This is a genomic window from Psychrobacter proteolyticus (genome assembly GCF_003350005.1).
Classification (GTDB): Bacteria; Pseudomonadota; Gammaproteobacteria; order Pseudomonadales; family Moraxellaceae; genus Psychrobacter; species Psychrobacter proteolyticus.
The window spans coordinates 433533-459028 of record NZ_QLKS01000001.1; the positions used below are offsets into that span (position 1 = coordinate 433533).

Genomic DNA, 25496 nt, shown 5'->3' on the forward strand with positions numbered 1-25496 from the left:
GCTCCATAATTGCCAGAACATAGATACAACCAACTTGAACAGTTATTCAATAACTACTACAATGCATTTTCAGCACATATGGTGGTAATACTTTGTTTATTTTTGAGTAATCACTCAATATTATTCATACTTTACCTGTGTTTATTACCTGATAGTTCGGTGCCATCGTGCCCATTTTATTTGCTTAATTTGTTCCAATTCACTTTTACTTTTTCTCAAAAAGAGATAATTCATGCCAAAACACTTGCCACTCTCACTATTATTTCTTCGCCTTGGTGTTTTCATCGTATTTTTCTTTTGGACAGTCGACAAATTTGTAAATCCTGAGCATGCCGCCAATGTGTTTGCTAAATTCTATGCATTGGAAAACTTGGGCATTACTATTGTTTACGTTATTGGTAGCTTACAAATAATTCTTATCTTCTCGTTTGTCATGGGTTTATTCAAAAAATGGACCTACGGCATCATTTTATTACTACACGCCGCCTCTACGTTTGCATCCTTTGGTCTTTATTTAACGCCTTTTAATAACTTGTTATTTTTTGCCGCATGGCCGATGTTGGCAGCCTGTTTGTCGCTATACCTAATGAGAGACTATGACACCCTAACATTGGGTAAAAATACGTCTCCAGTATAACTGTTGGCAGCAGTGCTTATTGCTTCAGTCGTATAAATGTCAGACAACAAGACATAATGTATATACTATCAAGACTGCCGAATTCATTTTTTTATCGTAGTTAAGCGATTCAGACAATTCGATTTGATCGCCACCATTACTTAAACAGGATTGCTCAGGGATGAGTATTCTACAGTTTAAGCAATAACTACGATTTTAGCCTTCGCTCCCTTATTTGGCCGGATTTTTCATGATTAAAAGAATATTTTTAATACTATTAATATTGATATTAGCGGCAAGCTTTTTTCATTTTGACCTAAATCAATTATTGACGCTTGATGGCTTAAAAGGGTCGATGGCGCAATTTAATGAATACAAAGCGCAGTCACCGCTGTTGATTATCGGTGGGTTTTTCTTACTATATGTCGTCGTCACTGCCCTCTCCTTACCAGGCGCTGCGATTTTGACGCTAGCCGCGGGTGCACTATTTGGATTGGTTCAGGGCTTACTCGTTGCCTCATTTGCATCGAGTATTGGTGCTACCATTGCCTTCTTGGCATCGCGATATCTACTGCGTGACACTATCAAACAACGCTTTCCTGAGCGGTTGGCAGCTATTGATGCAGGCGTCGAAAAAGAAGGTGGATTTTATTTATTTACCTTACGTCTGGTACCCATATTTCCATTCTTTTTAATTAACCTATTGATGGGTGTAACGTCTATTAAAACATGGACTTATTACTGGGTCAGTCAAATCGGTATGCTGGCTGGAACGTTTGTCTTTGTCAATGCAGGGACACAGCTGGCACAGATAGACAGCTTATCGGGTATTTTATCTTTCAACTTAATTGTCTCGTTTGCGTTATTAGGTTTCTTCCCATTAATAGCAAAAGGAGTGTTGAACATGTTTAAAAAACGCCGTGTTTATAAAAACCACACCAAACCTAAAAAGTTCGATCGCAATATGATTGTGATTGGCGCAGGCGCTGGTGGATTGGTTACAAGCTACATTGCCGCAGCAGTAAAGGCGAAAGTCACACTGATTGAAGCAGGTGAGATGGGCGGTGATTGTCTCAATTATGGCTGTGTACCTAGTAAGGCCATCATTAAGAGCGCAAAAATCGCTGACCAAATTCGCCATGGGGAAAACTATGGTCTAGAGAACACTGTACCGCAGTTTTCGTTCAAAAAAGTGATGGCACGCGTACAGCAAGTAGTGGCTGATATCGCACCGCACGATAGTGTTGAGCGTTATACCAATCTGGGCGTCGATGTGGTCAAAGGCTATGCCAAATTAGTTGACCCGTGGACAGTAGAAATCCAGCTAAATGACGGCGGCATGCAAACCCTAACAGCACGTACTATCGTTATCGCCACTGGCGCTCGCCCATTTGTACCGCCTCTACCAGGTATAGAAGAAACAGGTTACGTGACCAGTGACACGCTATGGACTAAGTTTGCCGAGCTAGAAGAAGCCCCGAAGAAGCTAGTAGTACTGGGCGGTGGACCAATTGGTAGCGAACTTGCGCAAAGCTTTGCTCGACTGGGTTCTAATGTGACGCAAATTGAAATGAGTGATCGCATTATGGGCAAAGAAGACCTTGAAGTGTCTACTTTTGCTCACCAGTCGCTTACTGAAAGTGGCATCAATATTTTGACCTCACATCAAGCGATACGCTGCGAGATGCGTGATGGCAAAAAATACATTATCGTCAAACACAATGAAACAGAAATCGATATCGAGTATGATGAGCTACTTTGTGCCGTTGGTCGTAGCGCACGCCTTGAAGGTTATGGTTTAGAAGCGCTAGGTATCGAAACCAATCGTACTATCGTGACCAATGAATATTTAGAGACGTTATATCCTAATATTTTTGCTGCCGGTGATATTGTCGGTCCATACCAGTTTACTCATGTCGCTGCCCATCAGGGTTGGTACGCCGCAGTGAATGGTTTATTTGGTAATTTTAAAAAGTTTAAAGTGGATTATCGCGTGATTCCTTGGGTTACGTTTATCGACCCAGAAGTCGCTCGTGTCGGTATTAACGAGCAAGAAGCCATTGATAAAGGCATCGATTACGAGATTACTCGTTTTGAGTTTGAAGAGCTGGATCGCGCCATTACGGATAGCGCGGCTAAAGGCTTTATCAAAGTCATTACGCCAAAAGGTAAAGACAAAATACTGGGTGTTACGGTAGTGTCTGAACATGCAGGCGACCTAATCGCTGAATTTGTACTGGCCATGAAACACGGTCTAGGTCTCAACAAAATATTGGGCACCATTCATAGCTACCCTACTTGGGCAGAAGGTAACAAATACGCCGCTGGTGAGTGGAAACGTGCTCATGCGCCTGAGACCGTATTAAGTTGGTTAGAAAAATACCATACTTGGCGTCGCGGTTAGTTAATAGCAGTTAATTAATAGCAGTTTGCTGGTAGGCATCGTTAAATGATGCGACTGGTAGGAAAACTCTAAAAAAAGCTGAACAAAGCTGGTTTAGATTTCGTAGTATCTGTTTGATTTGACATGGCAGACTATGAAATCTTTACCAGCTTTACTAACATTTAAATCATAACGGAAACTTAAATGCGCGTTATTACCGCTTTACCGATGCTCAAACGTCTTACGCGCTATAGCACCTACGCTATGGCGATGAGCATTTGTATTGGTATATCAGCAAGCACGGCATCACCTACTACTGCCAGCGTTAACCAAGACTTGTCACCTTGGCAGCAGATAGAAGCCCAAGGTAGCAATCAAGACGTCTACTTTTATGCGTGGGGCGGTGATCCACAGATTAATGCTTATCTACAGTGGGTCGGCGATCAAGTCGATGACAAATATAACATCAACTTAGTGCATGTTAAATTGAGCGATACCAGTGAAGCGGTCAGTCGGGTACTCGCAGAAAAATCCGCTCATAATGACGATCAAGGCAGTGTTGATTTGGTCTGGATCAATGGTGCTAACTTTGCCACCATGAGTGAGAACTCATTGTTACTCAAACAATGGGCAAACAAACTGCCGAATTTTTCACTGACTGACCCAGAGAATAATCCAACCGTAAACTTCGATTTTGGTGTACCAACCGATGGTATGGAAGCACCCTGGGGACAAGCCTCTCTGACGTTTTATTACGACAGCTTATCAACCAGTAAACCGCCAACGACTCTAAATGAGTTGACCGCTTGGACAGCACAAAACCCTGGCCGCTTTAGCTACCCCAAACCGCCTGATTTTTTGGGTATGAGCTTCTTAAAGTACATTCTAGTCATGCTACATGAACAACAAGATGCTCAAACGGGTAAGAATATTAGCGCACAACTCAACTTGCCTGCCACCGAAGAAAACACCGCGCTCGTATTAGATCCGCTATGGGCGTTTTTGGATGACTTTCATCCAACTCTATGGCGTAATGGTGAGCAGTTCGTGCAGACAGGTGCGCAGATGCGGCGCTTGGTCGATGATACTGAGCTGAGTCTCGCCTTTACCTTTTCGGCACCAGAGGTTCCTGCGGCCGTACAGCGTTATGACTTACCCCAGAGCATTCGCAGCTATGCGATGAGTGACGGCAGTTTAAGCAATACTCATTTTATTGCCATTCCTTATAACGCTAGCCATCCTCAAGCGGCGCAATTGGTAGCCAACTTTTTGATGAGCCCAGAAGCCCAAGCAAAAAAACAAACCCCTTCAGTATGGGGTGACAAAAGCGTACTGGTTCAATCTACGCTTAGCCCTGCACAACAAGCATTATTCAAAACCAAACAACCCCATCTAAGCGCCCTGCCCTTTGACAGTGTCAAACGCACGGTAAGCGAGCCGCATCCAAGTTGGGTAGAGGCCATCCATCAAGGCTGGCAAGCACGTTATGGGGTGAGTCCATGAGCCAAGGTTTTGATAAAATAACGAAAAAAGGTGATAGCCCTAGACCTATTACGCTTGAGAAAAAAGACCTGTTTACGTGTATCGTGTCTTTTAGTCCCAAACTCTTAATTCTCATATTAATACTACCCGTACTCTGTGGCCTCATCTGTGTACTGTTGCCCGCCCTAAGCTGGGTTCCTGCCCTAGAAAAAACAACCTTGAACCTGCAAGGATTTATAGACCTGTGGCAAACGCCGGGCATCACGCAGATGGCTGCATTAAGTCTGGCTACGGGGCTTATCAGCACCCTACTCGCTTTTATCATTGCCCTGATGATATTGGCCGCGTTTTTTAACAGTGTTTGGTTGCAGCGTATTGAGCATTTATTAAGTCCTATCTTGGTCATTCCTCATGCAGCTGCAGCCATTGCCGTTGGGTTTTTGATTGCGCCATCAGGTATGTTTGCAAGGCTCATCTCTCCTTGGCTAACTGGTTGGGAGATGGCACCCGATGGTATGTTTCCACATGATCCATACGGTATCAGTATCATCTTGGGTTTAACCTTAAAGGAGCTGCCGTTTTTATTGTTAATGGCACTGGGCGCACTTGCTCAGCCTGAGCTTGGCAAAAAACTGCGCCAACAATATACCGTTGCGCTCAATTTAGGTTATTACCCAATTACTGCTTTTTTTAAGGCGGTCTTGCCCCTGTTATATCCTTTTCTACGTTTACCGATTTTGGCCGTATTGGCCTATGCCAGTGCGAGTGTCGAGATGCCGTTGATATTGGGTCCTAACACACCGCCAACGCTTGCTGTCTCTATCATACAATGGTTCAACGATGTTGACCTAACATTACGTATCAAGGCATCAGCAGGCGCATTATTACAGCTCGCATTGACAGCAAGTTTAGTCGCCTTTTGGCTGGGCGGCGAAAAAACGATCAAAGCAGTCTTTAATGTTTCGTCAGTCAATGGCAAACGTCATTATGCAGATGCTATTTGGCAAAAAGTCACCGCTATACTTACCGTAGGCGTGATTGGTTTTATGCTACTGTCACTCTCTGGCCTTGTGTTATGGGCATTTGCAGGGTTTTGGCGGTTTCCGGCGATGCTACCAGAGCAATTCGTGCTACTACACTTTCAAAGTGCCTTTACCCAAATGAGCACACCATTGGTCAATACGCTTAGCATTGGGGCTGTCAGTACTGCCTTTGCTGTTTTTCTAACTTTGCTATGCTTGGAAGCTGAGCAACTGAGTGCTAAACCACTGTCACACTTCACCAGTTTTATTATTTACTTACCGCTCTTGGTGCCAAGTATTGCGTTTCTATTCGGCTTAGTATGGTTACAGCAGTTAGCCAATCATCAATCGGAATTTTTTAATGTGGCATTTGCCCATCTTTTATTCGTGCTACCGTACGTGTTTTTATCATTGGCCAGTAGCTATCGACGCTTAGACTCACGTTTCGCTCATGTAGCTGCCAGCCTTGGCGCTGCACCCATCAAAGTATTTTTTCAGATAAAGCTGCCGCAGCTATTTGCTCCTATTTTGATTGCCATTGCTCTCGGTCTAGCAATCAGCTTTGGTCAGTATTTGCCAACTTTATTGGCGGGCGGCGGACGTATTGCTACTATTACGACAGAAGCGGTGACACTGGCGAATGGTGCCAGTAGGCGCACCAGTGCTGTCTATGCCATTATGCAAATGGCGCTACCGCTCATCGGTTTTATATTGGCTTGGATGCTACCCAAATACTTTTTTAGAAGTGGCGCTCGGTAGCAGGTTGACCACGAATAAGAACAGTTTTGAGAAGCATCAGCTATCGAAAACAGCCGTTATGAAAAAACTAGCTGCTAGAAATACGAAATACGAAATACTAAAATAATTAGTTGTAAAAAACGCAAATAAAGGGTTCCTGATGCCATCATCTCTACAGATAAAAGACTTACAGCTATTTCGTCAAAACGAGCAGTTATTGAGTATCAATGAGCACATCGCTGGTGGCGACATCCTAACCGTGATGGGCCCTTCTGGTAGTGGCAAGTCCAGCTTACTGAACTGGCTAACAGGCACTTTGGCGAGTGATTTTACCGCGATGGGTACTGTCTGGTTAAACGATGAGAACGTAACTTACCTGCCAGCCCATTTGCGCCGTATTGGTGTGCTGTATCAAGACGCACTGCTGTTTTCGCATCTATCCGTCGCGGGCAATATTGCTTTTGCCATGCCAAAAGGAAACAAAAAACAGCGAGTTGAAAAAATAGCGCAGTCTTTAGCGCAAGTTGGCTTAGAAGGGATGGGAGATCGTCACCCTGATAACCTATCAGGTGGTCAACAAGCGCGTGTCGCTCTGCTACGCACGCTGTTGAGTGAGCCTAAAGCGATACTACTTGATGAGCCGTTTAGCAAACTTGATACTCAATTGAGAATGGATACGCGGCAATTAGTATTTGATCAGATTCGTACTCACAAGCTGCCTGCCATCATGGTCACGCACGACCAAAGCGACGCCGAAGCAGCTAACGGTAAGGTTATTTATGTAGGGCGATAATTTTAGATATCAGAGTCAAATATCAACGCTAAATACCCAAACAAAGTATCAAACCAAGCAAAATACAAAAGGCAGCTCGCATGTTAGACAAGTTTATTACGCCCGTCATCAAACCGCTGCTGACCCCAATAGTAGCGACATTGCATAAGCTCGGTATTACGGCTGATCAGCTTACGGTAGCTGGATTCTTGGTTGGTATGTTGGCATTACCACTACTTGCGTTTGAGCTATGGTATGGCGCACTGGCAGCGATAATATTGAATCGTATCTTTGATGGGCTGGATGGCGCAATGGCACGCTACGCAAAACAAAGCTCAAGCGCAGGCGGCTACTTAGATATCACCCTCGATTTTTTGTTTTATGCCGCTGTGCCACTTGGGTTTATTTTGGCCAATCCTGCACAAAACGCTATTGCAGGTGCCTTGTTATTAGCAGCATTTATCGGGACAGGTTCGAGCTTTTTAGCTTTTGCGATTTCTGCGGAAAAGTTTCAATTAGACAAACCGCAGTTTAAATATAAGAGCTTTTATTATCTTAATGGTCTCACCGAGGGCACCGAGACCATTGCTCTTTTCATTGCTCTCTGTATTTGGCCGCAGCATTTTGTGCTACTTGCTGGTATCTTTGCTACTGCCTGCGCTGTTACTATTTTTACTCGTATACATGGTGGGTATCATACCCTCAAGCAGTTCAAATCCACCAAGTAAGCGTCTGAAGATATACACCGTATCAAAACCCAGCAATGAACCTCTAAGCATTGACTGAATCATCGAGTCGCAGTGCTTCTATAGATAAAGCCATATCTTCAGCAAGGGCGTGTACCGTCGAACTCTCTATGTCACGCTGTGCAAAGGCACGCAGTCCCATAACTTCTGCCTGTAGACGGCGTCCAAGTCTAACCGGATCAAGCTCACTATCTATCTCACCGACATTCTGCGCTTCCTTAAAGCATTCTATAAATCGCGTCTCCATACCTGCCAGTAGCATCTCCACCTTGGTTAACGCTGTCTGCTCACGTGCGCCCAGCTCTAGTAAGCTTTTGACCAGCATACAGGCTCGGCTCGGTAACGCTTTATCACGAATCCCGCCAAGCTGACGTATATAAGCGGCCAGTCCTAATAAAGGCGTTTCATGATGGCTCAACACTCGCTCAAGCTCAGTCAATCCTAAACGCGCATAGTATTCTAGCGCTTCTTGAAACAGGCCTTCTTTATTACCGAAAGCAGCATAGATACTACCTGGGCGCATATCGAGCGCTTGCTCGATGTCTTTTAGAGACGTGGCATGAAAACCCTTTTGCCAAAAAAGCTGTAGCGCACGCTCCAAGGCGTCATGACGGTTGTAAAGTGCGGTGCGTGACATAATGTGCCCCATTTAAAAAGCCGTGACCTCATATAAAAATGGGCACGGCTATAAAACTTGAATGATTGCTCAATTTTATCCTGAATGGGTGCGACAGTAAAGTTAATATAAGAAACGGTCTGGTAAACAAACGTAATGCTAGAGCGCGACTTAGCTATCAACAATAATTCCACAATAATTCAACAGTCATGTTGATAGCTAGGAAATAGCCACTCTATAGTGGCTAATGACAATCTATTTAGAAATCCAATTAATCGGTCAACAATACATGTTTACTCTTCTGATAAGCGGACAAACCATCACCGCCCAACTCACGGCCGATACCGCTTTGCTTAAATCCGCCCCAGCCTGCTTCTGGCAATACGATTTGTTGCTCGTTAATCCAGATATGTCCGGCTTTTATTTGTAGCGCCATCTCGAGTGCGGCAGTTTCATCGGGGCTCACGATGGTTGCTGCTAGAGCAAACTTGCTATCATTAGCTAGACGGATAGCCTCTGCGTCGTCAGTAAAGGTTGCACAGACTAATACAGGCCCAAACACTTCCTCCATCCATAATTGACTGGTCGTTGGCACATTCGTATAGACAGTTGGCGTTACAAAATAGCCAGATGCTTCTAACAACTGACCGCCAGTTAAGCAATTTAGATTTTCAGCTGTCGCAATATCAAAGAATTTCTTAACTTGGTTCAATTGCTGCTCGCTCACCAATGGACCCATTTGCGTTTCTGTCGCAAAACCGTCACCAATTTGCAGACTTTCCGTTTTGACTTTTAATGTGTCAAACAGCTGTTTAGCGATATCTTGATGTACAACCAAACGCGACGTGGCCGAGCATATCTGACCTGCATTGGTAAATATACCACCAATGATTAAATCGCAAGCGTAGTCAATATCCGCATCTGCGCAGACCACGATGGCAGATTTACCGCCTAGCTCTAGGCTAATGTCTTTGATACCTTTTGCTGCTTGAACCATCACCTTTTCACCGACTATATTACTGCCAGTAAACGATACTTTGTCAATCAGCGGATGACTGGTCATAGCAGTGCCCACTTCCGCAGCACCCGGTAAAATATTAACCACTCCTTTTGGTACGCCAATCTCCGATAGGATATTACCTAGCATAAGCTCTGGTAATAATGTCACCTCAGACGGTTTTAATAGCACGGTACACCCTGCCGCTAGCGCAGGTGCCAGCTTCCAAGAAGTCGTCACCATTGGGAAATTCCAAGGGGTAATCAGCGCACAAATACCCACTGGCGAGTATGTTTTTAACAAACGAATACCTGATTCAAGCGTTGAGACCTTAGACCATGTTGCCTGCTCTGTGATGAGATTGGCATAGTAGCGATAGCAAGCAATGGCGTCCCCTACGTCTATCTTTGCTTCTTCAATTGGCTTGCCGTTATTTAGTACAGACAATCCAACCAACTTGTCAAATTGCTGCTCCATAGACTCCGCAATCGCATTTAGATAGCGGGCACGCTCACTTACACTAATCTGTGACCAGCTAGCAAAGGCTTCATCAGCCGCTGCAATTGCCTGCTCTACATGGGTACTGGTACATAAGCGCGTCGTTGCAATCACCTCGCCTGAATTTGGATCATACAACGCTTGGATATTTGAATGATCAGGATCGGTCACGAGCGCTTCAATCGTAACCCAATCACCATTGATATAAGCGGCATTTAATATAACTTCGTTTTGAGCCGTTTGTATGGCAGTTTCTCTGGTTAAATCTGTAGAGTTCAGCATTTCCATAATGGTCAATCGCCTTATATTTTTGATCAAATTGTTTTTATATGCATAACGTCATTGGCTAAATGGTCGGTTTAACTGACTACAGAAAAACCGACCATTTGCATATTATCGTCAGGCTAGATGCCTTGTGAATACTAGGCGCGTCACTAATACAGCAGGTGCGCCACTGATGTGATGACTACCAAACTGATAAGTGTACGAAGTATGAAGATTAAAAATAGCTCTAACACATTTAGCTTAATATTTGATTTCAAAATCAACGCACCTACTTCAGACATATAGATAATCTGAGTAATTGAGGCCGCACCAACGATGAAACGTGTCATCTCACTTTCAATGCTTTTGCCGACTAGTGCTGGCAAGTACATATCTGCAAAGCCCATAATCATGGCAGGTGCAGCCTTTGCCGCCTCTGGAATCTGCAACCATTCAAGTAATGGCACAAGTGGTGTCGCAAGCCAATTAAAGACTGGCGTGTATTCTGCTAAACCAAGACCAATGGTACCAATCGCAAAGATAACAGGAATCAGTCCAAAGTAGATGTCGAACAGATTGTTTAAGCTACGTTTGAACACTTGACCCAAGCTAGGCATAGAGTGCGCGCGAGTAACTGCACGATTGACTGCCCACTGATAAGTGGTGTACTCAGCAGGAATACCTTCGTCTAGCATGCTTTTGCCAGAGTGATAAGTATCAGGCTTGAGTGATAATGGCGGTATACGCGGCATAATAATCGCAGCGATAAAACCTGTCAGAGCAATGGTCAAATAAAAGTATACAAAGTTATTGTCCACGCCGATGGTTTTGGCGACCACATATGTGAAAGCGATAGAAGTTACCGAAAAGGTGGTCGCAATAATTGCCGCTTCGCGCTGGCTGTAAAAACTCTTATCATACTCTTGCATGGTGACCAGCAAGCCAATAGACGCTGCCCCAAACCAAGAGGACATCGCATCGACAGCCGAACGACCTGGTAGTTTAAATAGTTTGATAAATATCTTACTGGATAATGTACCCAAAAACTCCATCAAACCAAAATCAGTCAGAAATGGTAGCGATAAAATAGCAAAGAAAAACAACGGAATCAGAATAGGAATCAAATCCTCGAAAATGACGCCACCCGTATTACGATTGATAATAAACTCAGGGCCGACCTGTAGATAAATCATCCAAACAAACAACATGCCTAAAAAACGTGTAGTCAGCCAAAACCAGTCAACATCAAAGAGCTTCTTTACCAGTGAATCTTCATGCAAATTGGGTTTTAACGCTTTGACTGCTAGTGCACCAAGAGCGGAGATAGTCACTATCGCCATAGCAATATAGACCACAAGTCCGCCTAACACGGCTTGCAAAGTATCAGTCAATACGCCCAATAAAATCGTGACCTTACCATCCCATTGAAATGGTATGATAAAAAGTGCAATACCCAATGCTGAAAACAACAAAAATTTCCACATAGCCGCACGCCACTGTGCTGCTTGCGGTGTTGCTGGATCGACAGTATTGTTTCCTAAAATCGGCTGCTGCGATTTATCAATAGAATTCGTCATTTAACTTCTCCTTAATGGGCGATGATCGCCAGTTTTTCCATTTTTCTGTCTGACCAATACCTGGGTTTAGTGAATTGGTTGGATCCAGTTTTTTATAAAAATGATGTAGCTCAGCCTTAGCGGGATACATGTGCCCCACATTATGTTCAGCAGGATACTCAATATGACGTTGGTCATAAAATGCCAGCAGATCTTCCTTGAATTGCTTTGCATTGGTAGTCGGTTTTAACAAATAGTCTTGGTGCAAGACATGACAGAAAAAATGCCCCAAATAAAAGGTTTTGCTGACTTGTCTTTTTAAGTAATTAGGTAACGCTTCATCCCAATCTACGGCATTTCTAGGTAAGGCAATATCCGTCGATAGCAGCTCACCAAACTTATCTTGATTTAAATTGTGATAACGAGACATGGCAGCGGTCGCGGCACTGCGAAATACCAATAATGCTTGCGATTCAAGCTCTGTACATATATGCAACGCACCTTGATACTGCTGCATATGGTTTTGCAAAAATGCCTGCACCGCGGCGATATTGTTGTCATCATTTTTATCAGAATCTTTATTAATGCCATTATCAAAGTCGCTATCAAAACCATCTGCGACTTTAATAATCAAATGGTAGTTATATGAGAGTGCCTGCGTAGTCAAAGTGGCTGGTAATGACGGTGGCATAAACCTAGATGATAGTTGCAGTATTCGATCTGGCAGTGTCTTTGGGAGATGCCATGTATCCAGATAGTAGCCAATTTTCGCTTGCAGTCGATATAGCGTCCCTATTTTACTGGCAGGGAGCTTACGCATACTCAGACAAGTGTCTCGACCATAGTGCATCGTGATATCGTTATAGTCTTTGTGCATATACTCTGCCAACACGGGCAATTTCAACTCGCTTTTTAGCCATTGTTGCCTGAGTGTGGTGAAGGTATCAGCGTCGTTGGTCGAGATATAAAACGTTTGCTCTCGCTTAGGCTTGGCGAAGGTCGCCACTCTTACCGCAAATACAATGACCTTGCCAGCTGAACCAGACGCTTCGTACAGAGCATTAGGATCATTGTTAAATCGAGCAGGTGTCTCTGCCTCACAATCACGTACTTTGTGCTGATAATGCTGATTGGTGCAAACTTTACTGTTCGTACTATTCAGATTTTCATTGAACGTGCCAGCTTCTAGGTTATCTAGCATTTCCTCTGGCTGTGTGCCCAAATCCAGTCCCAGATGATTGATTAACTCAAACGCTCCTGAGGCATTGCGTCTGGCAAATAAAGCCATCTCAGTATAGGCAGGTCCACGCTGCACCAACATACCGCCTGAGCTATTGCAGATGCCGCCTATCACTGAGGCGCCAACACAACTAGAGCCTAGTACTGAATGCGGCTCACGTCCTAGTGGCGCAAGGGTAGACTCTAATTGCTGCAAAGTAGCGGCTGGCAAAGCAATCAGCTCTGCTGCATCGTTGAGTAAATGCACGCCGCCCAATAACTGCATAGAGATCACGACTAGTGGTCGATCATAATCTCCATTCGGAGTTGAGCCACCTGTCAGACCTGTATTGGCCGCTTGAGCAATGATAATCACATCAAAAGCGGCACAGATATTAATGACGCGCCATAGTGCCACAAGAGAGTGCGGTATCACAACTGCGACGGTAGCGTCTGTGATAGCCTCAATCGCACCTTGCATATAAGACTGCTGTTGGCTAGGTTTTGTCAATACATTGGTCGTACCAACGACAATAGCAAGCGCCGTCAACAAACGCGGTATTTGCTCATGCCTACTTTCTGACATTTCTCTAGCATTGGGCGTCATGAAGGTGCTTCCTTGCGTAACCAGCGTTTGTCATTTTTTTGTCGTTTTTTAGAACTGTGACTATCGGTCTCGTGATTATCCGTAGCATTAGAGCCAGTATTACTATTAACTAAAATAAGTCACTGTCTCAGCCATTTCTTTTAGAAAGTCGTCTGCTTCATCAATCTCATAAATGATTGGTTGTTTACCCTTTATGTCTGCCTTTAATGCGTCTAGCAGTTGCTGCTTATCGGTTATTCTACGATAGCCAGCGCCAAATCCTGCTGCTAGTGGCTCAAAATTTGGCGTTTTGATATTGACACCAATCAGTGGTAAACCGCCCTCTTCCATGTAACGACGAATCTCACCGTAGCCTTGGTTGTTCCATAGTAAGACGATCAATGGTAGCTCAAGCTCGGCTGCGCAGATAAGCTCGGCAATCGTAAATTGAATACCGCCATCACCCATTAGACTGACGACAGGTAGGTTTGAGCCAACCATGGCCCCGATAGCAGCAGGCAAACCATAGCCTAACGTGCCAAAACCCGTCGATGAATTAAACCATTTACGCGTTGCCAAGGCTTCAAGACCAAGGTTGCCGCTATAGACAGGCTGCGTTGAATCACCAACGAAAATGACGTCTTCCACTTCATCTCTGATCAGTTTTAGTAATGCATTTTGACCCGCAAAGTCTGTCGTTACATCCTTCAAGATGGCTTGTTTTGCCTCATTGACACGTGACAGTGCTTGATGATCGAATGTCTGACCTTCTAAGCGACTACATAAACCACTAATCGCCATCTGCGCGTCGGACAGTACCGCGATATCTGCTCTAAATGGACGCTGCAATTGCTGGGCATCACAGTCGATACGTACCAGCGTGCCGTTGATTTTGAAACCACCATTAAAGAACACATCATAGTCAGTTTCACCAAGCTCAGTACCAATCGCTAACACCCAGTCGGCCTCGGTAATCACGGCTCGGCCTGCGTCTAATGACTGGTTGCTACCCAAACTTAATGGATGACCAGGTGGCAGCAAACCTTTGGCATTAATTGTCAAAAACGTTGGCGCATCTATCAGCTCTGCCAATCGCTGTGCATCTTGATCGACATCAACACAGCCGCCCCCATAAAGTATTACAGGATTTTTGGCTGTTTTTAATGACTGTACGATTAGGTCTAATTGCGTAGGATTCGGCAGTGGCCTTGTGACCTGTGGTAGGCTCAAGCTATTTGTACTAGCTTCGCTATTTGCTACAGCATCTAACTTAGGCGGCTTAGCAACATGACTAGCATCAGCAGTGATAATATCGATAGGCAGCTGAATATGTACTGGCCCAGGACGTGCGCCGTGAAATAATGCAAAAGCTTCTGCAATGACTTTCGGTAGCGATTCAGGTTGCCAAATAGTCTTACTCGTCAATGTTACTTTACTAATCATGCCTTGCTGATCATGCAACTCATGCAAATGCCCTTCGCCACTACCCGTGTCTTTGACTTTATTGACACTAGAAATCACTAACATCGGTATCGAATCAGCCAGTGCTTGCGCCATCGCCGTCATAATATTGGTCATACCAGGGCCAGTAATAATAAAACACACGCCAACCTTGCCAGAGGCACGGTAGTAGCCATCTGCCATAAACCCAGCACCCTGCTCGTGACGCGGTGTCACATGACGGATATTGGTATTTGGCAGACCGCGATATAGCTCTACCGTATGTACACCAGGGATACCAAAAACGGTCTCTACACCATAATATTCTAGCCACTGCACCAATAGCTCACCGCAGGTCAATGATGATGTGTCAGACAAAGAAGAAGGCGTTTGCGTCAATTGGGTCATGGGTCAGTCATCCTAAAAAATATAATTAGTATTAAGTTAAAATTTTTATATTGGCTAATAATTTATTTTTAATCGTTATTAAGTGCTATTTATTACAAGTCATGGTGCCGTAACCAATCATCAATCATGATGTTTAAGCGTTTACCTGAAAAGCTAGGGAAATGACCACCATGAACGACACGCACCGGCAGTGCATTTAAACGGCGCATACTCTTAGCGTAGTCAGACATATTGCTGTGCCACGTATCTTCAATTAATGGGCCATCATAGATAAGGTCACCAGAAATCAGCGTTTCGCTAGCAGCTTCCCACAAGGCAATACCACCTGGAGAATGACCCGGCGTATGAATCACTTCAAATTGACGATTGCCCAGATCAATCACGTCACCATCTTCAAGCTGCATAATTTTCGCTGGTGCCGCAATTTTATAGCCGCAATGGGCATAAGGTTCAGGCGGTAGCGCGTCAAACATCTCATCGTTAACAAACATATCTGCCAAAGTACGAGCATTATCTGGTTCAGCTAAGATGTGTGCTTCAGCAGAATGGACATGACAGCAGTCAAATTCATTTGCCGCGCCAATATGGTCAAAATGAGTGTGACTGGCAACACCAACGATATCGCGATCAGCGAGCAAAGCGACATGGCGGCGCAATGGTACAGCACCTAACCCAAAATCTACTAATAAATCGCGTTTGCTACCCCGTACGTGCCACAAATTACAGCGGAAAAACGGCTTAATCCATGGCTCATCAATAAGTGTGATTCCGTCACTGAGCGTAGTGGTTCGATACCAGTTTTCTGGCTTGATTCGAGGTAATGACTGCTCACTCATAAGTCAGCTCCATTAACGACATGAGTATCTTTAAGAGCACGCAGATCCTTAAGATAATTTTGGTGCGTGCGACTCTCGTCGATGCACGTAAGATCAATATCTATTATCATCGTGCCATCAGTCAAACCAAGCCTTCCGATTACCTCGCCATCGGGACCAGCGACGATGCTATTGCCACAGTAATGAAGAGTGTCTTCTATGCCTGAGCGGTTGATACAAGCAACAAAGCATTGATTGTCCATGGCACGAGCGCGAATTTGGAGGACTTGACGTTCTGCATTTGGCAACATATTTGCTGTTGGTGACAGTATGACCTCCGCCCCCGCTTGTGCCAGTTCTCTTGCCACTTCTGGGAACTCATTATCGTAGCAAATCATTAAACCCAATTTGCCAAATCGAGTGTCAACCACGCAGGATTTTTTACCTGCTGTAAAGAACTCGTTTTCACGATCCCATAAATGACGCTTGTTATAAGTCGCAAGGTGTTGCCCATTGTCATCTAGCAGTATGGCAGAGTTGCTTAACTCACCATTAGGCTGTCGTTCAGCGAGACCAAACAGTAGATGCAAGTTATATTTATCAGCAAGCCTAGCTGCTTCAGTGACAATTGGACCATCGATAGTTTGCGCTAAGCGATCAAGACGCTCAAAGATGTTGTAGCCTGTGAATGCAAGCTCTGGCAATGCGAGCAGATCTACTTTTGCCTCTGCTGCTAGGCGACAAAGCGACTCTAAAGCTTCTAGATTGGCCGTCGCTTCAGCCAATAAAGGACTAGTTTGAGCAATCATCAATTTCATAATGATGGCTCCTTTTGAGCTGAAGTGACATCGCTATTAGGGCGAGTGAACAGAGTTGCACCTAACCAGTAAAGTCCACCAGTAATAATGAAGACAGGTAATGAAGCACCAAAAGATGGAGGCGCTATCAAAGTCCAGTATGCGGCGAGCGCTGCACCAATTAGATATGCTGCGATAGCAATCTTTGCAGTAGGACGGCCCAATTGGTGTGTCGCATCAAGCAGTTTTGCCGTATAGCCTTCTTTGCTGACGAGGTAATAATCGACAATCATAACTGAAAATGCAGGGATGAATAGCGCGCCTACGACTAACAGGAAGTTTTGGAATTGATCCAAAATACCCGGAATCAGTGCCCCAAAGATGGTGACCAGACCAATGATTAGCGCAGGTTTCCAAAAGCTCATATTGGGTTTGATGTTCATGCAGGATAGCGTGGCGCTATAGACTGCCATTACATTGGTTGTCATAACTGAAAAGAAGATAACTAGAGCAGCTGGCAAACCAAAACCAAAGTCAGCGAGCAAACGCGTCGGATCATAAGTCTGCTCCATGCCATACATGATAGACAATCCTGAAATGGTAGCACCTAGACCCATCGCAACGATGGCTGCCACAATGTAGCCAAAATAAGTACCCCATATGGCAACTTTTGGGGATTTGCAATTGCGATTATAATCAGCGGCCGAAGACATCCACGAAAACGCAGTAGCGATGACAATATCAAAGGCGATACCTAAGGTGATGCCATTACGCGATTCAACAGGCATCTCAAATAGTGTCGATACATCATAATGTTGGTTTAGCTGATACAGCACTATAACGGTAAGCGCGGCCATTGCCAATGCGGCCCAGCGCTCAACAAGCTCAATCCCGAGGTGACCGCGTAGCACGATCAGCACCACGACGGTCTCGCACAAGATCACAAACAGCGGCAGATTGCTATAGCCCGTGGTCGCTTCAATCGCATAGTCGAGACTCATACCAGCCAGCAGCGCCTGAATACAGCTCCACGCAATCAGCACACCCATATTCACTAACGAGATCAACTGACTACCAACTGGTCCATAAGCACGGCGCGTCAACGCCATCGAAGGCAACCCTGTGCGCTGCCCCATCAAACCAACTAAAAGCAGCGGGATTGCCCCTATCAACGAGCCAATGAGTACGGTTGTGATAGCTGTGGTAAACCGTAGGTCAGGTACTAATAACATTCCCGTTAAAATAGTCGTCACCACGATATTGGCACCAAACCATAGTGCAAACGTACCAATCGAACCTAGACTATGCCCAACCTCATTTGGAGAGAGCGTGTCTTGACCAAAAAATGAAGAGGATTTACTCATTGGGGTCTTCCTTAACCGAATTATATTCATACCAGCAACTCAATACACTGGTCACTATCTTCATCAGGCTGCTATCCCCTGATGTACCGCATTGGAATAACTGTTCTATGCGCCAACTCTAGCCAATAATTGGCTGCGATTAGTAAACCGCTTTGACCTTATCGTCATAGCGCACACCTGGTAAAATACATAGCATCTCAAACAATAAGTTCGCCGCCAATACCGAGGTGTTACCAAATGGATCATACGGTGGTGATACTTCAACTAAGTCCCCACCTACCACGTCCAGACCGCGCATACCACGAATGATTTCGATACCTTGAGTAGAGGTCAGGCCACCGATTTCAGCAGTACCCGTACCTGGGGCAAAGGCAGGATCAATACCATCGATATCGAAGCTCAAATAGACAGGACCATCACCTAGCTTTTCGCGTACTTCAGCCATAAGCGGTGTTAGCGACTTGTACCAGCACTCCTCAGCAGGTACCACGCGGAATCCTTGCTGGGTTGACCAGTCAAACTCTTCTGCGCTATAGCCTGTACCACGTAGACCAATCTGTACCACACGATTACCATCGATGAGGTTTTCTTCGACAGCGCGGCGGAAAGGTGTGCCATGAGCGATTTTTTCGCCAAACATATCATCATTGATATCAGCATGAGCATCGATATGTACCATACCGACAGGGCCATGTTTTTTGGCAAGTGCGCGCAGGATAGGCAATGCGATAGTATGATCGCCGCCTAGTGTTAGAGGAATCGCGCCGTGTTTGACGATTTTATCGGTATAGAATTTTTCGATGATATCAACGCTTTTTAGCAGGTTGAATGTGTTGATAGGCACATCACCGATATCAGCGACTTGTAATGATTCAAAAGGCGCAGCACGAGTGGCCACATTGTAAGGACGAATCATTCTTGACTCATCACGAATCTGTCTAGGACCCAATCTAGCCCCGCTACGGTTGGATGCACCGATATCTAAAGGGACACCAACAAATGCCACATCTAACCCTTCAGCATCAGCTTGAGTCGGCAAGCGCATCATAGAAGCGAAGCCACCAAATCTTGGCATGTCGTTGCCGCTTAATGGTTGATTAAATGTCATAGGTTACTTCCTTGCTTATTTGGTTTAAGTACACAATTTGCTACATGTCATTGACAATACATAAATATAAGAGAAGGAACCATGGTAAAATTTAGAAGTAAACTTCTATTTTTTCGTAGTAAAATGCGCTTATAAGTTATTATCAGAAGTTTAGGAAACGCAATGTCGATTGAAAAAGAGATAATGTTGATTGAGTAAATAAGGAGCCACTTTTGATATTGGATGAATTGATAAAAATAGACATCAAAACGCTACGCAGCTTTATGGCTATTGTAGAGTGTCAAGGCGTAACTGCTGCCCAGTCGCGTTTAAATGTCACAACCTCTGTCATTAGTGGGCATTTAACCCACTTAGAAGACCGCTTAGGGATGACACTATGTCACCGTGGTCGAGCAGGATTTAAACTGACAGAAGATGGTGCTGCTGTTTACGAGGCTTGTTTGGGCTTTACCGAATCGGTCGCCAGCTTTCAACATCAGCTGCATTATATTAGACAACTAGACTCAGTCCACGGCGGGCACATTAGGCTTTGCTTGATTGATCAGATGCCCAAGTTTTTTTATGACGCGCTTAGACAGCGTCTCGCTAACAGCTACCGCAATAACCCGCTAATACACTTCTCTATCGACGTACAAAGCCCTGAGAGCATGTTAGAAAAGCTCTTAAGTAATGAGAGTGACATTGGTGTGGGTTATTTTGGCAGCTTTCCACCTTTACTGACTTTTAAGCCAGCATTTGTTGAAAAACAAGTGGTCTGCTGTGGACGCGAGCATGGGCTGTTTTATAACTCGGAAGGATTAACTTTTGAAGACCTAGAACAGAACTATCCGTGGATAAAAAGGGGCTATGTGGTCGAGCATCATATCAATCATATTCGCCCCAAAACGTTAAGTGCCACTACTTATCATATGGAAGCGACGGCACAGCTTATCCTTGCAGGCCACCATGTTGGCTACTTGCCGCGTGATTTAGCGAAGCGTTATGAAGGTATGGGACTGATGAAAATACTACTGCCTGATGAAGCAAGCTATGATGTCGAGCACCATTGGGCATATCGGGAAAATCAGCCTAAACAAGCGGCTGACTTTTTGAATAAGATGATGAACTTGCTATAGGATACCACTAGATTTATTACACTACTACAGACGGTTGTTGGTACTTTAGACCGATAGTTCTTAGCTTCCCTTTGTCATCGACTTCCTTAATGACCAACGACCATTCATCACTTATTACAACGGTATCGCCTGACACTGGCGCTGTACCTAAATGTGATTTCACGTACTCAGCCACCGTCTGCTCCCACATATTTTTTACGCTGTCTTCATCGGACGTTTTGAGTGTTTTTACCAATGTCTCAGACGCCATAATTCCTGTAAAAAACGGCAAGTCTCCAAGCTTAACACTCGGTGATAGCAACCAATCGCCATAGAAATCATCGATAGCTTTGCGATCTAATGTCGTGTCGTTAAAAATCTTAGCGATTTTGCTAGCGTGATTACCTCTCATCGCATACCAGACACTATCGCCGAATTTTAGCTTTGTATGCTCATCGACTACTACGGTTTGCTGATTACGGACTAGCGCAAAGACACTGATTTCATCTGGGTTGATGCCTTTGGATATACCCATAGGATGACGCCCAATGGCAAATGCGCCTGATTTTGCCTCAAACTCATATAGCGTGATACTGGCCTTATCCGACACCCAAACCTCATGCTCTTCTTTCGGGTCTTTATTGGTTGGAATACGTACCTTAAATAGATTGGCCATCGTAGGGATGGTTGTGCCTTGCAAAATCAACGACAGAACCACGACACCAAAGGCAATATCAAACAGCATAAAAGCGTTATCTATACCAGCCATGACGGGTAAAATTGCCAAGGTAATAGGCACTGCACCGCGCAAACCAACCCAAGAGATAAACCCAATCTCTCTGTCTTTGAATTTGAATGGTTTTACGCTGGTATAGACGGCAATAGGACGCGCGACAAAGATCATAAAGAGCGCGATCGCAACCGAATAATGCCAGACATTGAGGACGTTTGATGGAGTGACCAGCAGTCCTAATACCACAAACAGCACTGCCTGAGATAGCCAAGCAAAGCTGTCCATCACTCGCATAACATGCTCTGTTGAACGTACCTTGTGGTTACCGATTAGCACACCAGTGAGGTATACCGCCAAAAAACCACTGCCGCCAATGAGATTGGTCGCAGCGAACACGGCCAAACCAGCAGAGAGGATTAAAATGGCGTACATGCCTTCTGCTAAATGTACCTTGGGCAATAATCGGGATAGAAAATAACCGAACAATAAGCCCATTCCTAGCCCAAAGCTCAGTTGCTGTAGTAATAAAACTAGAAATCCAAACACTGTCTGACCAGCAGGATCAACATTTAGGGCAATCAAACCAGTGACTAATAAAATAGCCAAAGGATCGTTGGCACCAGACTCAAGTTCAAGCGTGGCTTGTACACGGTCGTTAAGCTTGACACCGCCATTACGTAATAGAGAAAATACGGCAGCGGCATCGGTAGAGCCGACAATCGCAGCCATCAGCAAACCAAATCGCCAATCGACATCGAGCAGCCAAGTGACAAATACCCCTAGCACCATGACCGTGACTAACACGCCCCATGTAGCCAGCGTAATCGCAGGTTTTAGGCCCACTCGAAACGATTTAAAGGACGTACGTAAACCACCATCTAGCAAGATACAGGCTAAGGCTGCCTGCCCAACGAAATTGGCTAGCGCATATTGAGAGAACTCAATACCCAAGATACCCTGCTCGCCTGCCAACATACCCACTATCAAAAACAGCAACAACAATGGTACGCCTAAGCGCGCTGATAATGTACTCGCCATGATACTGGCGAAAATTAATAATGCGCCTACGAGATACAGGATATTTAAGGTATCCATTTTTTTTGAGCCCTATTTTTTATTATTAAGAATAGTAATTGATTGCGATGGGGTTTTCGTTATCTTGCTGTTAGTAGATATTACACCAGTGAGCCTATCATAAGCGGCCGTTATTCAAAATATGAATGACAATTATTTATGATGATATTAGCATCACCATCAGAACTAGCAGCCAATACTAATTCAACAAAAATACTTCAAAAGAAAACGCTCAAATATTAAAGTGAAGCCCACAAAATACCATTGCTGTGCTAAAAGAGTTTACGTCTTAATATTACTTAACCTTGAATGTATTGCCATGTCAGTACCAGGATCGCAGCCGCAACCGTCCAAGCGATCACACCTAGCATTAGTGCTTTGTATAAGCTCATATAACTGATGCTAAAAAACACCACAAAGGTATAAATCAAATGCGGTATGACGCCAAGCATACTGAATATCAACGCGACCTTTAAATCAGCGGGACTGCGCTCAGTACCAACGATAAAGTGACTGATTAACGTAAAAGTGGGGAATAGTGGCGCAAGTGCGGCCAAATAGAAAAATCGGGTTTGGGCGAACATTTGAATCGCCAGTACCATCAATGCGCCGATAAGCATTTTTAACCAAATCACGACGGGTCCATCTCCTGTTTACTATAAAGGCTGAACGTAGCCCAATCCGCCATGATACTAAAGTCTGCAAACTGACATAAGAGCAATCGCTGATTAATTAATCCGTATGGTAAAAAAATGCAAAAAACCCCATCTAGCTATTTTGCTAAATGGGGTTTTCTACTTCTATTGAGCGAGCTTCTGCGAATGACTTAATCCTTTTTTGGTTTCAGTGCGGCGCTGATATCTGCTAGCAATGGCGGAATATCATGCTTGTCTGCAATTACCTCGATCATCACAAGCTTATCGGTAGTCGCAGCAGCTTTGTCGAGAGCAGATTTTAGCTCGCCTGCTGACTCTGCTTTGAGTAATAGGCTATTCGCTTCTGTCGCGCCAAACGCTCGCGGCATGATTTGCCAATCGCATTTAGGAATATCATTATAGTATTGGTTTTCACCATGAATCGCGCGCTCTACCGTATAGCCATCATTGTTGATTAAGACGATCACAGGATTGATGCGTTCTTGAATCATGACCGCTAGCTCTTGGATCGTTAGCAATGCTGAACCGTCACCAATTAATAACACGCTGCGCTTATCTGGCGATGCGATTGCGGCGCCCAAGCTGGCAGGTAACGTGTAGCCAATTGACCCCCACATCGGCTGCCCATATGACGTCACCCCTTCTGGCAGACGCACATCACTGATACCAAAATAGGCCGTCCCTTGTTCAGAAAACACCAAGTTATTGTGATCTAAACGTTCAGCGATAATATGCCATAAGTCATCTTGGCGGATAGCCTCACTGTCTTTACCTTTTTGTTCGTGCGGCTTAACTTCTTCACAGAAAGGTTTTGGTACGATGTTAATGCCAGAGGTCATCACTTCATGTAGGGCTTGCAGCGCATCTTTTAGCGCAATCGGTGCAAAGTTTTTACCACTGATAGAAGCACGCTCATAATGCAAGTCTACGACCACATCTTCATTAATATCTTGGCTAAACCCTGCGGTAGTGGTATCAGTGTATTGCACCCCTACTTTGATGAGGCATTCGCAGTTTTCTACCGCATCTTTCACAATTGGACGCGAAGCAACACCCGCATAAGTACCTGCCCAACGATCACTATTTTCATCAAGTAGCGTCTTGCCCCAAGATAGCGTGGTATAAGGAATATCGGTATCAGCGATCAGTGCTTTGAGCTGTGACTGCAATCCTAAGCGATGCACCATCAAATCCGCCATTAGGGTCGTGGTCTTATTTGGCAAAAACTCTGTTAGTGCTTGCTTGAAATCTGATAATGCCGCTTGGCTAGTAATGTCTTCTTGACTATCGATCAGCTTGGTCGTTGGTGGATAGATAGGCTGGCGCGCAACGTCTGGTGATAATAGTAAGTAACCTGGGCGATGCTTTTTGAGAATCAAGCGAATTACTCTATCAATTTCTGAGGCAGCATTTTCAGGAGTAAGCTGCGCACGGGCCACCGTCACTGGCTCGACCATCTTAATAAAATGATTGAATACGCCATCGCCAAGCGAATGATGAATACGGCGCTTTGAATCTTGTAGAGCCGTGCTTGGTGCACCTACGATATGCAATACAGGTGCGTACTCAGCAAAAGAACCTGCAGTTGCGTTAATCGCTGACAGCTCGCCTACACCAAAGGTCGTCACCATAGCGGCAAACCCACGCTCGCGTGCATAGCCATCGGCAGCATAGCCAGCATTTAGCTCATTGGTATTACCTACCCAGCGTAGCTTGTCAGAGGCGAGAACGTTATCCAAAAAAGTTAAATTGAAATCACCAGGTACGCCAAATATCTCAGATGCACCCGCTTCTGCGACACGATCAAACAAATAATCAGCGATGGTATATTGTTGACTCATTTTTTATCCTTATGACTTATCTTTGTAAGTATTGATAATTGTGAATGTGATTACGATTAAATTATAAAGTGCGTCCCAGCTTATTTATGTACTACAAAGCTTTTGGAATACATATTATAATAAACCGTTATAACATATATCTATGGCCAGAAGACACGCCTATTTTAATAACTTTAATTTTTTTCGTCATAGGTGTTGACACCTAAAAAAAACTGCGTATAATACGCCTTCATCAACTGACGATAGTTAATTGATAATTAGCGGGAATAGCTCAGTGGTAGAGCATAACCTTGCCAAGGTTGGGGTCGAGAGTTCGAATCTCTTTTCCCGCTCCAAATATGGCTTGAAAAAGCACTAAAAGCCTCACTCCTTAAATAGGTAGTGAGGCTTTTTTTTGTCTAATTTTCAGGGGCTACAGCGTTTTTACATCTCATTGACCAATCAAACTATAATTAAAAAGCACCTGTTGTTTGTAGAGGTAGAAGACGACTACCCCTTCATATAGTCAGCCATTCAAGCCCTAACTTCTAAGATTGGCTACATGCCTGAGAACCTGCAATCGAAGGATACAAGGTACACAGATCAAGGCATTCCTACCTTCATACAAGCAAAAAGCAATGGAGGTATCGATTTTCTGAAAACACCTCCGGCATGGTTATAGTCTATTTCGCT

At 44.5% G+C, this 25496-nt stretch carries 19 protein-coding genes and 1 tRNA gene; 8 read left to right on the forward strand and 12 right to left on the reverse strand.

What is annotated here, in order from left to right:
* The first annotated feature begins 232 nt into the window (after positions 1 to 232).
* The 6 genes from DXK30_RS01680 (at position 233) to DXK30_RS01705 (ending at position 7741) form a co-directional block, all read left to right on the forward strand.
* Positions 233 to 637, forward strand: coding sequence for a hypothetical protein (locus tag DXK30_RS01680; protein ID WP_114700185.1), 405 nt, complete (start codon positions 233 to 235; stop codon positions 635 to 637).
* A gap of 229 nt (positions 638 to 866) precedes the next feature.
* The gene (locus DXK30_RS01685) at positions 867 to 3020 is read left to right on the forward strand and encodes an FAD-dependent oxidoreductase (RefSeq protein ID WP_114700186.1); all 2154 of its coding nucleotides are present in this window, start codon (positions 867 to 869) and stop codon (positions 3018 to 3020) included.
* A gap of 183 nt (positions 3021 to 3203) precedes the next feature.
* On the forward strand, positions 3204 to 4502 hold the full coding sequence (locus DXK30_RS01690) for an ABC transporter substrate-binding protein (RefSeq protein WP_114700187.1): 1299 nt from the start codon (positions 3204 to 3206) through the stop codon (positions 4500 to 4502).
* Positions 4499 to 6262 (forward strand): ABC transporter permease, encoded by a 1764-nt coding sequence (locus tag DXK30_RS01695; RefSeq protein WP_114700188.1) that lies wholly within the window; start codon positions 4499 to 4501, stop codon positions 6260 to 6262. The genes DXK30_RS01690 and DXK30_RS01695 overlap by 4 nt, the downstream gene beginning before the upstream one ends.
* 139 nt (positions 6263 to 6401) lie before the next feature.
* Complete coding sequence (locus DXK30_RS01700; protein ID WP_114700189.1) at positions 6402 to 7034, forward strand: ATP-binding cassette domain-containing protein; 633 nt, start codon at positions 6402 to 6404, stop codon at positions 7032 to 7034.
* Between the two features lie 80 nt (positions 7035 to 7114).
* Positions 7115 to 7741: a CDP-alcohol phosphatidyltransferase family protein gene (locus DXK30_RS01705; RefSeq protein WP_114700190.1), complete on the forward strand. Its 627-nt coding sequence runs from the start codon at positions 7115 to 7117 to the stop codon at positions 7739 to 7741.
* Positions 7742 to 7784: 43 nt separating this feature from the next.
* Here the strand turns inward: DXK30_RS01705 and DXK30_RS01710 are convergent, their stop codons facing one another.
* From DXK30_RS01710 to speB, 9 genes are all read right to left on the reverse strand, one after another.
* Entirely contained in the window at positions 7785 to 8396 is a 612-nt protein-coding gene (locus DXK30_RS01710; protein WP_114700191.1) for a TetR/AcrR family transcriptional regulator, read from the reverse strand.
* A gap of 250 nt (positions 8397 to 8646) precedes the next feature.
* Entirely contained in the window at positions 8647 to 10158 is a 1512-nt protein-coding gene (locus tag DXK30_RS01715) for an aldehyde dehydrogenase family protein (protein ID WP_114700192.1), read from the reverse strand.
* A gap of 146 nt (positions 10159 to 10304) precedes the next feature.
* Positions 10305 to 11711, reverse strand: a complete 1407-nt coding sequence (locus DXK30_RS01720) for a YjiH family protein (protein WP_114700193.1) — start codon at positions 11709 to 11711, stop codon at positions 10305 to 10307.
* Complete coding sequence (dld, locus tag DXK30_RS01725; RefSeq protein WP_114700194.1) at positions 11695 to 13515, reverse strand: D-lactate dehydrogenase; 1821 nt, start codon at positions 13513 to 13515, stop codon at positions 11695 to 11697. Before dld ends, DXK30_RS01720 begins: the two co-directional genes overlap by 17 nt.
* Positions 13516 to 13620: 105 nt before the next feature.
* Positions 13621 to 15342 carry a 5-guanidino-2-oxopentanoate decarboxylase gene (locus DXK30_RS01730; protein WP_114700195.1) on the reverse strand — a complete coding sequence of 574 codons (1722 nt, stop codon included), beginning with the start codon at positions 15340 to 15342 and terminating at the stop codon, positions 13621 to 13623.
* A gap of 92 nt (positions 15343 to 15434) precedes the next feature.
* Positions 15435 to 16178 (reverse strand): MBL fold metallo-hydrolase, encoded by a 744-nt coding sequence (locus DXK30_RS01735; RefSeq protein ID WP_114700196.1) that lies wholly within the window; start codon positions 16176 to 16178, stop codon positions 15435 to 15437.
* A complete protein-coding gene (locus tag DXK30_RS01740) occupies positions 16175 to 16975 on the reverse strand; it encodes a carbon-nitrogen hydrolase family protein (RefSeq protein ID WP_114700197.1) in 801 nt (266 codons plus the stop codon). The genes DXK30_RS01735 and DXK30_RS01740 overlap by 4 nt, the downstream gene beginning before the upstream one ends.
* Entirely contained in the window at positions 16972 to 18318 is a 1347-nt protein-coding gene (locus DXK30_RS01745; RefSeq protein WP_114700198.1) for a purine-cytosine permease family protein, read from the reverse strand. Before DXK30_RS01745 ends, DXK30_RS01740 begins: the two co-directional genes overlap by 4 nt.
* Positions 18319 to 18457: 139 nt before the next feature.
* Positions 18458 to 19426, reverse strand: a complete 969-nt coding sequence (gene speB / locus DXK30_RS01750; protein ID WP_101205270.1) for an agmatinase — start codon at positions 19424 to 19426, stop codon at positions 18458 to 18460.
* 212 nt (positions 19427 to 19638) lie between these two features.
* Here speB and DXK30_RS01755 point away from each other — a divergent pair, with 212 nt between their 5' ends.
* Positions 19639 to 20541 (forward strand): LysR family transcriptional regulator, encoded by a 903-nt coding sequence (locus tag DXK30_RS01755; protein WP_227670736.1) that lies wholly within the window; start codon positions 19639 to 19641, stop codon positions 20539 to 20541.
* A 16-nt stretch (positions 20542 to 20557) separates the two neighbouring features.
* Here DXK30_RS01755 and DXK30_RS01760 read toward each other — a convergent pair whose 3' ends face one another.
* The 3 genes from DXK30_RS01760 to DXK30_RS01770 all read right to left on the reverse strand — a co-directional run bounded on the left by DXK30_RS01760 (position 20558) and on the right by DXK30_RS01770 (position 24824).
* Positions 20558 to 22348, reverse strand: coding sequence for a potassium/proton antiporter (locus DXK30_RS01760; RefSeq protein ID WP_114700199.1), 1791 nt, complete (start codon positions 22346 to 22348; stop codon positions 20558 to 20560).
* Between the two features lie 278 nt (positions 22349 to 22626).
* Complete coding sequence (locus DXK30_RS01765; protein WP_227670737.1) at positions 22627 to 22962, reverse strand: GlpM family protein; 336 nt, start codon at positions 22960 to 22962, stop codon at positions 22627 to 22629.
* A gap of 191 nt (positions 22963 to 23153) precedes the next feature.
* Positions 23154 to 24824 carry an alpha-keto acid decarboxylase family protein gene (locus DXK30_RS01770; protein ID WP_114700201.1) on the reverse strand — a complete coding sequence of 557 codons (1671 nt, stop codon included), beginning with the start codon at positions 24822 to 24824 and terminating at the stop codon, positions 23154 to 23156.
* 260 nt (positions 24825 to 25084) lie between these two features.
* On the opposite strand from DXK30_RS01770, the gene DXK30_RS01775 reads away from it, so the two are divergent.
* Positions 25085 to 25159: transfer RNA gene (locus DXK30_RS01775), tRNA-Gly, on the forward strand.
* Positions 25160 to 25496 lie beyond the last annotated feature (337 nt).